This window comes from Falsiroseomonas sp. RANM36, from assembly GCF_056682175.1.
This window is the reverse complement of record NZ_JBWXTD010000003.1, coordinates 1769166-1776722: the sequence shown is the minus strand read 5'-3', so window position 1 is coordinate 1776722 and position 7557 is coordinate 1769166. Positions and strand designations below refer to the sequence as shown.

The window sequence follows — 7557 nt, the reverse complement described above, 5'->3', positions numbered from 1 at the left end:
CTGGCCCAGAAGGTGCTGCACCAGCCAGGCGCCATAGGAATGCCCGGCCGCGGCCCGCCGCGCCGGCGCCACGCGCCCCCGCCGCGACCGGCCGCCGGCCGACTAGATTTCATTGCCGGGGCGGCTGCGCCCTGGGGCGGCCCGGCCCCGCAAGGCCGCCCGGACGGCGCAGCCATGCCGCCGCGGTTGATCGTCGGCCGCCGGAACACCGCGTCGCGGTGGCGTCACGGCAAAGCCTCGCGCCGCGGTGAGCCGCGCGGGATCACGGCACCGTGCCTCACGTCTATGTGAGCTGTTTAATTGATATGACGCAACGCAACTATTCGGTGCGACGGGGATTGTCGGCCGTCGCGCCGACGAGGGCGCCGCCGCACGGGTCAACAACAGCACACGGAATTGGAGAGACAACGATGCGCAAAGCTTCTTCCCTGGCCGCCGTCGCCCTGGGCCTCGGGCTCGCAGTCGGTCTCGCCGCGGTGCCGAGCCCGGCTTCCGCCCAGCTGCGGAACTGCGTGGACACGCTCGCCGGCATGCCCGACTACGCACGCTTCCTCAACGCCATCAACAGCGGCCACATGGTGGGCAGCGTGCGCAACATGCAGAACATCACCATCTTCGCGCCGACCAACGCGGCGATCAGCAAGGTCCCGCCGAGCCTTGTGGACCGCATCTTCCCGATGGACCCCGGCCAGGGGCGCGAGCCCGATCCTGTCCTGGCCCCCGCCGCGATGGGCGCGCACATCATCCAGGGCCGCTTCCCGGCCGCCGCACTGGCGCAGGGACCGCAGCTGACCACCCAGGCCGGCAGCACGCTCTCCTTCTCCCGGCCGCAGGGCTCGCAGAACCTCCAGGTCAGTGCGGGCCAGAACGTGACCGCCAACATCGTCCAGGCGGACATCGCCTGCGCGAATGGCGTGATCCATGGCATCGACGGTGTCCTGATCCGCTGACGGCGGCGGCGTGGAAGCGGGGGCAGGCCCGTCGCCCGGGCCTTCCCCCGCCCCGCGCAGCCGTCAGTTGCCCTCGGCCAGGCTGCGCAGCGCCGCCAGGTCGCGGCTCGCCACGGTCCCGCGCCCGAGCGCGACCAGCCCCGCGCGCGCCAGCGCATTGAGGCGGCGGGTCACCACTTCCCGCGCCGTTCCCACCTCCACCGCAAGCTCCGCCTGGGTTGCCGCGACCTCCGCGCCGCCATGCGCCAGCAGCGCCTCGGCCAGGCGCCGGTCCACGCTGCGGAAGGACAGCGCCTCGATCCGCGCCATCAGCGCGGCGATCCTTGCCCCGAAGCCGGCCAGCACGAAGCGGCGGAACCCGGCGCTCTCGGCCACCAGCGCATCGAAGGCCGGGCTCGGCAGCAGCAGCCCCGCCACCGCCGTCTCGGCACGGCCCTCCGCCGCATAGGCCTCGCCGGAGAACCGGCAGGCCGTGGTCAGCAGGCAGGCCTCGCCGGCCGCGACGCGGTAGAGCAGCAGCGCATGGCCGTCCTCCGCGATCAGGTCCACCCGCACCGTACCGGTGCCCACCATCACGAAGCCGCGGCAGGGATCGCCCGGATGGAACAGCACCGCGCCGGCCGGCGCCGCGCGCGGCAGCGCCGCCGCGGACAGGCGGGCACGCAGCGCCGGGTCCAGACCGGGCGGGATGGCGCGATCGGCGGCCGGGTCGGGTGTCATCGGCCGATCCTGGGCCGATCCGGCCCGATGCGGAAGCGGAGCGTGCAAATCGAGAGACTTCCGGTGTAGAACTTCCGTCCTGCTTGAGGACTGCCGAGAGAATGCCGCGCGCCATGGATGGACGCCCGGCGCCCGGCGCGGTCGGCGATCGCCTCGCCGCCGCCGGTCGCCGCTTCGCCTCGCCCGCCGTGAAGGCGGTGATCCGCCGCCGCCTGGCGGAATTGCTGGCGCTGCTGCTGGTGCTGGCCGGCCTCGTCGCGGCCGTGGCGCTGGCAAGCTACGACCCCTCCGACCCGTCCTGGTCCACCGCGACGGCGCGGGAGACGCGCAACCTCGCCGGCCCGGTCGGCGCGCATATGGCCGATGTGCTGCTGCAGGGTGTGGGCTTCGCCGCCTGGCTGCCGGTGGCCTGCCTGATGACCTGGGCGTGGCGGCTGGCGATCCATCGCGGCCTGTCCCCCTTCGTGCTGCGCCTGGCCTGCCTGCTGGCCGCCCTGCCGCTGACCGCCGCCTCCCTGGCGCTGCTGCCGCTGCCCGAGGGCAGGCCGGCGCCGCCCGGCCCGGCCGGCGCCGCGGGCCCGCCGCTGGCGGAGCTGGTGATGGAGTTCCTCGGCCGGATGCTCGGCTCGGTGGGCGAGGGGATGGCGCATTTCGTCCTTTGGGGCGTCACGGCGCTGCTCGCCTTCGTGGCACTCGGCCTGACGCTCGGCGACGGGCGCCGGGCGGGCCACGCGGCGGGCGCCGCGGCGATCACCGCGGCCTCCGGCGCCGGGCGCGTCGCGGCGAGCGGCGCCGGGCAGATCGCCAGCGCGGCGGATGAGGCGCGGCGTTCGGGCGTGGTGGCCCGCGTCTTCGGCGCCGCGGGCCGCGCCGTCGCCTGGCCCTTCCGCGTGGCCTTCGGCGCGCTGCGCCGCCGCCGCCAGGCGCCACTGCCGCTGTCGGAGGTGCTGCGCCGCGCCGATGAGGCGGCCGAGGACGGACCCCAGCCCGGCGCCGTGCTGCGCCGGCGCGAGCCTTCGGTCGGCGTGCCGGTGGTGACGCGCGAGCCCGAGGCCGCGGCGGCCGCGCCAGGGCAGCCGGCGCTCGCGCCGGCCGCGCCGCGCAAGCCCGCCGCGCCGCGCGTGGCCGCGCGCCACGCGCCGCGCCCGGCGAGCGAGACGCGCCAGCCCAGCCTGCCCCTGGTGGAGGAGGCCTGGCGCTTCCCGCCGCTGGAACTGCTCTCCGGCCCGCCGGTGAAGCGCGCCGCCGGCCCGTCCGAGGAGGCGCTGCAGGGCAATGCGCGGATGCTGGAGACGGTGCTCGAGGATTACGGCGTCCGCGGCCGCATCGTGGAGATCCGCCCCGGCCCGGTGGTGACGCTGTACGAGCTGGAGCCCGCGCCGGGGACGAAATCCGCGCGCGTCATCGGGCTCGCCGACGACATCGCGCGCTCCATGTCGGTCACCGCCGTGCGCATCGCGACGGTGCCCGGCCGCAACGTCATCGGCATCGAGCTGCCGAATGCGCGGCGGGAGACGGTGCTGCTGTCGGAACTGCTGGCGTCGGAGGACTGGGCGCGGCATCCGGGGCGGCTCAACCTGGCGCTCGGCAAGGACATCGGCGGCGGGTCGGTCATCGCCGATCTCGCGCGCATGCCGCATCTGCTGATCGCGGGCACCACGGGCTCGGGCAAGTCGGTGGCGATCAACACCATGATCCTGTCGCTGCTGTACCGCCTCAGCCCCGACGAGTGCCGCTTCATCATGATCGACCCGAAGATGCTGGAGCTGTCGGTCTATGACCGCATCCCGCATCTGCTCGCGCCGGTGGTCACCGATCCGCGCAAGGCGATCGGCGCGCTGAAATGGACGGTGCGCGAGATGGAGCGCCGCTACCGCGCCATGTCGCAGCTCGGCGTGCGCAACATCGCCGGCTACAACGACAAGGTGGTCGCCGCGCGGCAGAAGGGCGAGGTGCTGACGCGCCGCGTGCAGGTCGGCTTCGACCCCGACACCAACCGCCCGCTGTTCGAGGACCAGCCGCTGGTGCTGGAGCCGCTGCCGATGATCGTGGTGGTCATCGACGAGATGGCGGACCTGATGATCGTCGCCGGCAAGGAGATCGAGGCGGCGGTGCAGCGCCTGGCGCAGATGGCGCGCGCGGCCGGCATCCATGTGATCATGGCGACGCAGCGGCCTTCGGTGGACGTGATCACCGGCACGATCAAGGCGAACTTCCCGACGCGCATCAGCTTCCAGGTGACGTCCAAGATCGACAGCCGCACCATCCTGGGCGAGCAGGGCGCGGAGCAGCTGCTCGGCCAGGGCGACATGCTGCACATGGCCGGCGGCGGGCGCATCAGTCGTGTCCACGGCCCCTTCGTCTCCGACACGGAGGTCGAGGAGATCGTCGCCTTCCTGCGCGAGCAGGGCGAGCCCGCCTATGTGGACGAGGTGACGGAGACCGAGGACGAGGAGGGCGACATCGGCAGCGCAGCCGGGATGCTCGGCGGCAACACCGACGCGGAGGGTTCGCTCTATGACCGCGCGGTGGAGCTGGTGACGCGCGAGGAGAAGGCGAGCACGAGCTTCCTGCAGCGCCATCTCGGCATCGGCTACAACCGCGCCGCCAAGCTGATCGAGCAGATGGAGAAGGAAGGCGTGGTGAGCCCGGCGAACCATGTCGGCAAGCGCGAGGTGCTGGCGCCGGGGCCGCGGGAGTAGCGGTTGGCGCTGCTCGGTGCGGCGCTCGGCGGGCTGCTGATGCTCGGCGGTGCGGGCGCGGCGCTCTATGCCTTCCAGGACCGGCTGATCTACTTCCCCGATCCCACGCCGCCGCCGCCGCCCGCGCTGCTCGGCCTGCGCGACGTCGCGGCGCGGACGCTCGGCACCGCGGATGGGCTCGCGATCCTCGCCTGGACGCTGCCGCCGCCCGACGATCGCGCGCCCGTGGTGCTCTACCTGCACGGCAATGGCGGCAGCCTGCTGCATCGTGCGGGCCGCGTGGAACGCTTCCGGCAGGAAGGCTGGGGCGCGCTGCTCGTGCAGTGGCGCGGCTATGGCGGCAATCCGGGCAGCCCGAGCGAGGCGGGGCTGTTCGACGACGCGCGCGCCGGGCTCGCGGCGCTGCAGGCCGATGGCATCGCGCCCGCGCGCATCGTGCTGTGGGGCGAATCCCTGGGCACCGGCATCGCGATCCGGCTGGCGGCGGAGCAGCCGGAGGCGGTCGGCGCCGTCGTGCTGGAATCGCCCTACACCAGCCTGCTCGATCTCGCGAAGCGGCACTATCCGCTGCTGCCCTCCGGCCTGCTGCTGCGCGACCGCTACGACAGCCTCGCGCGCATCGGCGATGTGCGCGCGCCGATCCTGATCCTGCCGGGCGCGCGCGACACGCTGGTGCCGCCCGCGATGGGCCGGGCGCTGGCGGCGCGCGCGCGGGCGCCGGTCGAGGTCTGGGAAGCGCCGGAGGCCGGCCACAACGAGATCGGCGCCGCCGGAGGGGTCGAGGCGGCGGCGAGGTTCCTAGCGAAGCGCCTCCCCCAACTTTGAGAGAGCTTGCTACGGCTCACCGCCCATGCCAGTTCTTCTCGCATGCGAGAAGAATCGCTTGGCGCCGGGTGGAACCGGGAAGCTCGCTTGAGCCACTTGAGGCGCGAGTTGCAGGAGCGCAGCCTACAGCGGGGGATGGCCCAGGCAGAGCTCTGCCGCGCGACCAAGCTCGGCCGTGACAGCATGTCGCGCTACTTCCGCGGCATGACGCTACCTGACCCCCTGTCGCTGGAGGCACTGGCCCGTGCGCTCGACTGCACTGCACGCGACCTGGACCCGGGGTCTAACCGCTCGCTGACGGCGCGGACGGCAAGTGATCCGCCTCAGGCCAAGCTTAGCATGAACGAGGACCCAGAGCGCCCCGGGCACATGCTGCTCCAGTTCCGAAAATCTGTGCCGCTTGATGCGGCGCTGCGCATCTTGGCGATACTGAACGAGGCTGACAGGGGCGCTTCGGACACCATCTGACTCGCCGGCGAACCGACGACTTCAGCATCCAAGGTCAGGGACTCCGCCATGCGCATCGAGGAACTGGACCATGACGGCGCCGCGCGCGAACTGCCCGCGCTGGCCGCGATCCTGCGCGCCTGCGTCGAGGGCGGCGCGAGCGTGAACTTCGTGCTGCCCTTCACGCAGCAGGACAGCGAGGCCTGGTGGCGCCGCGCCGTGCTGCCCGGCCGCGCCGCGCGCGACCGCCGGCTGCTTGTCGCGCGCGACGGGGAAAGGATTCTGGGCACGGTGCAGCTCGCCTTCGCGCCGCAGCCGAACCAGGCGCATCGCGCCGACGTCACCAAGCTTCTGGTGCATCCCGAGGGTCGCCGCCGCGGCATCGCCCGCGCGCTGATGCTGCGCCTGGAAGACGTCGCGCGGGAGGAAGGGCGCAGCCTGCTGGTGCTCGACACGGTGGAGGGCAGCGCGGCGCAGCGCCTGTATGAATCGCTCGGCTGGACGCTGCTCGGCGTGGTGCCGCGCTTCGCGCTCTCCACCGACCGCGCGCGGCTGGAAGGATCGGCCTTCTTCTGGAAGGAGCTCAACGGGACGCATCGCGCTTCGCGTTGACGGCGGCGGGCGTGCGCAGGCCTGATCGCGGCAACGCGGCCGCGCCAGGCAGGCCCGCGCGGCTACGATCCCTTCGCCGACCTGCTGCACGTGCCCTATCGGGGCGTCGCGCCGGCGATGAACGCGCTCTATGCGGCCGACATCGACCTGATGGTGACCGGGCTGATCGAGCGGCTGCGCCACATCGAGGATGGCCGCCTGCTCGGCCTCGGCGTCACCTCCGCGCAGCGCACCCCGGTGCTGCCCGCTGTGCCGGCGGTGGCCGAGAGCGTGCCCGGCTACGACATGTCCATCTGGTAGGCGATGTTCGCCCCGCGCGGCACGCCGCCCGAGGTGGTGGACCTGCTGGCGCGGGAGGTCGCCCCGCTCGCCCACGGCACCACCCTGGCGCAGCGGCTGGAGGAGTCGGGCGGGCGGCTGCTGCTGGACGGGCCCGCCCCGCGCGCCGCGCTGCGGCGCGAGGAGGTGCCGAAATGGCGGGAGGTGGTGCAGCGCGCCGGCCTTGCCGAGGGCCGACCGCGCCGCCAGGGGCGGAAAGGCCCGGCGCCCGCATCCCCGGGATCACGCTTCCAGCAGGACCTCGGGCACCGGCCGGCGCGCGGAAGGCGAGGGCTTCGGGCCGCGCCCGATCCGCAGCAGCACCTGCGGCATCGCCGCCCCCCCCGCGGCGGCCACGCGCGGCCGCAGCCAGCGCACCTCGATCGGCTGGTTGAGGTAGGAGGCGGCGAGGCCGCCGGCAGTCAAGGCCAGCAGCAGCCGCTCCAGCGCCTCGCCCGCCGCCATCCAGTCCCGCGCGGTGTCGCCCGGCGTGGCCAGCACCGCCAGCGCCGGGGCGCCATCGGCCAGCGCGGCGTCGCGCGCCGCCTGGCCGTTGCCCAGGGCGAACCGCCGCAGCACCATCGCCGCCACGCCGGAAAGCAGGTCGGGCATGCCGAAGCCGGCGGCGGAGAGGCCGTCGCGCCGGGCGCTGTGGCGCGAGCGGATCCAGGTGGCGAGCTCGGCGCGGAAGGCCGGGTCGCCCATCTGCACGCGGTCGCCCTCGGCGATCAGCAGCGCCAGCGCGTGGCGCTCCGGCGCCGCCTCGATCCAATGCAGCCGTGCATCGCCGTCCCGCTCGGCGGCGGCGGCCCCCCCCCCGCGCCGCGGCGCGGGGGCCGGGGGGGGGGGGGTGGGGTGGGGGGGGGGGGGGGGGGGGCGGGGGTTCACCCGGCGAGGTAGCGGGGCGCCAGTGGGGCGGTGTCGTCGGCGGGGTCGTGCGGCTTGCCCGTCGCCGCCCGCAACAGGTCCTGGAAGCCGAGCCG

Annotated in this window: 8 protein-coding genes; 6 read left to right on the top strand and 2 right to left on the bottom strand. The window is 74.2% G+C overall.

The window, feature by feature from the left end:
- Positions 1-410: 410 nt before the first annotated feature.
- Positions 411-950, top strand: a complete 540-nt coding sequence (locus AC1MIR_RS13465; RefSeq protein WP_480028661.1) for a fasciclin domain-containing protein — start codon at positions 411-413, stop codon at positions 948-950.
- 63 nt (positions 951-1013) lie between these two features.
- On the opposite strand, the gene AC1MIR_RS13460 is transcribed toward AC1MIR_RS13465, so the two are convergent.
- On the bottom strand, positions 1014-1670 hold the full coding sequence (locus tag AC1MIR_RS13460) for a Crp/Fnr family transcriptional regulator (protein WP_480028660.1): 657 nt from the start codon (positions 1668-1670) through the stop codon (positions 1014-1016).
- A gap of 113 nt (positions 1671-1783) precedes the next feature.
- Here AC1MIR_RS13460 and AC1MIR_RS13455 point away from each other — a divergent pair, with 113 nt between their 5' ends.
- The 5 genes from AC1MIR_RS13455 (at position 1784) to AC1MIR_RS13435 (ending at position 6556) form a co-directional block, all read left to right on the top strand.
- On the top strand, positions 1784-4372 hold the full coding sequence (locus AC1MIR_RS13455) for an FtsK/SpoIIIE family DNA translocase (RefSeq protein ID WP_480028659.1): 2589 nt from the start codon (positions 1784-1786) through the stop codon (positions 4370-4372).
- 3 nt (positions 4373-4375) lie between these two features.
- Positions 4376-5197: an alpha/beta hydrolase gene (locus AC1MIR_RS13450; protein ID WP_480028658.1), complete on the top strand. Its 822-nt coding sequence runs from the start codon at positions 4376-4378 to the stop codon at positions 5195-5197.
- Positions 5198-5284: 87 nt separating this feature from the next.
- Positions 5285-5665: a helix-turn-helix domain-containing protein gene (locus AC1MIR_RS13445; RefSeq protein WP_480028657.1), complete on the top strand. Its 381-nt coding sequence runs from the start codon at positions 5285-5287 to the stop codon at positions 5663-5665.
- A 48-nt stretch (positions 5666-5713) separates the two neighbouring features.
- Positions 5714-6256, top strand: coding sequence for an N-acetyltransferase family protein (locus AC1MIR_RS13440; protein ID WP_480028656.1), 543 nt, complete (start codon positions 5714-5716; stop codon positions 6254-6256).
- 90 nt (positions 6257-6346) lie between these two features.
- Positions 6347-6556 carry a tripartite tricarboxylate transporter substrate-binding protein gene (locus tag AC1MIR_RS13435; RefSeq protein ID WP_480028655.1) on the top strand — a complete coding sequence of 70 codons (210 nt, stop codon included), beginning with the start codon at positions 6347-6349 and terminating at the stop codon, positions 6554-6556.
- Between the two features lie 261 nt (positions 6557-6817).
- On the opposite strand, the gene AC1MIR_RS13430 is transcribed toward AC1MIR_RS13435, so the two are convergent.
- Entirely contained in the window at positions 6818-7462 is a 645-nt protein-coding gene (locus tag AC1MIR_RS13430; RefSeq protein ID WP_480028654.1) for a hypothetical protein, read from the bottom strand.
- Between the last annotated feature and the right edge of the window lie 95 nt (positions 7463-7557).

Bases quoted from the DNA above. Each gene is read 5' to 3' on its own strand.
- AC1MIR_RS13460 (WP_480028660.1), bottom strand. From the start codon at position 1,670: ATGACACCCGACCCGGCCGCCGATCGCGCCATCCCGCCCGGTCTGGAC.
- AC1MIR_RS13465 (WP_480028661.1), top strand. From the start codon at position 411: ATGCGCAAAGCTTCTTCCCTGGCCGCCGTCGCCCTGGGCCTCGGGCTC.
- AC1MIR_RS13455 (WP_480028659.1), top strand. From the start codon at position 1,784: ATGGATGGACGCCCGGCGCCCGGCGCGGTCGGCGATCGCCTCGCCGCC.
- AC1MIR_RS13440 (WP_480028656.1), top strand. From the start codon at position 5,714: ATGCGCATCGAGGAACTGGACCATGACGGCGCCGCGCGCGAACTGCCC.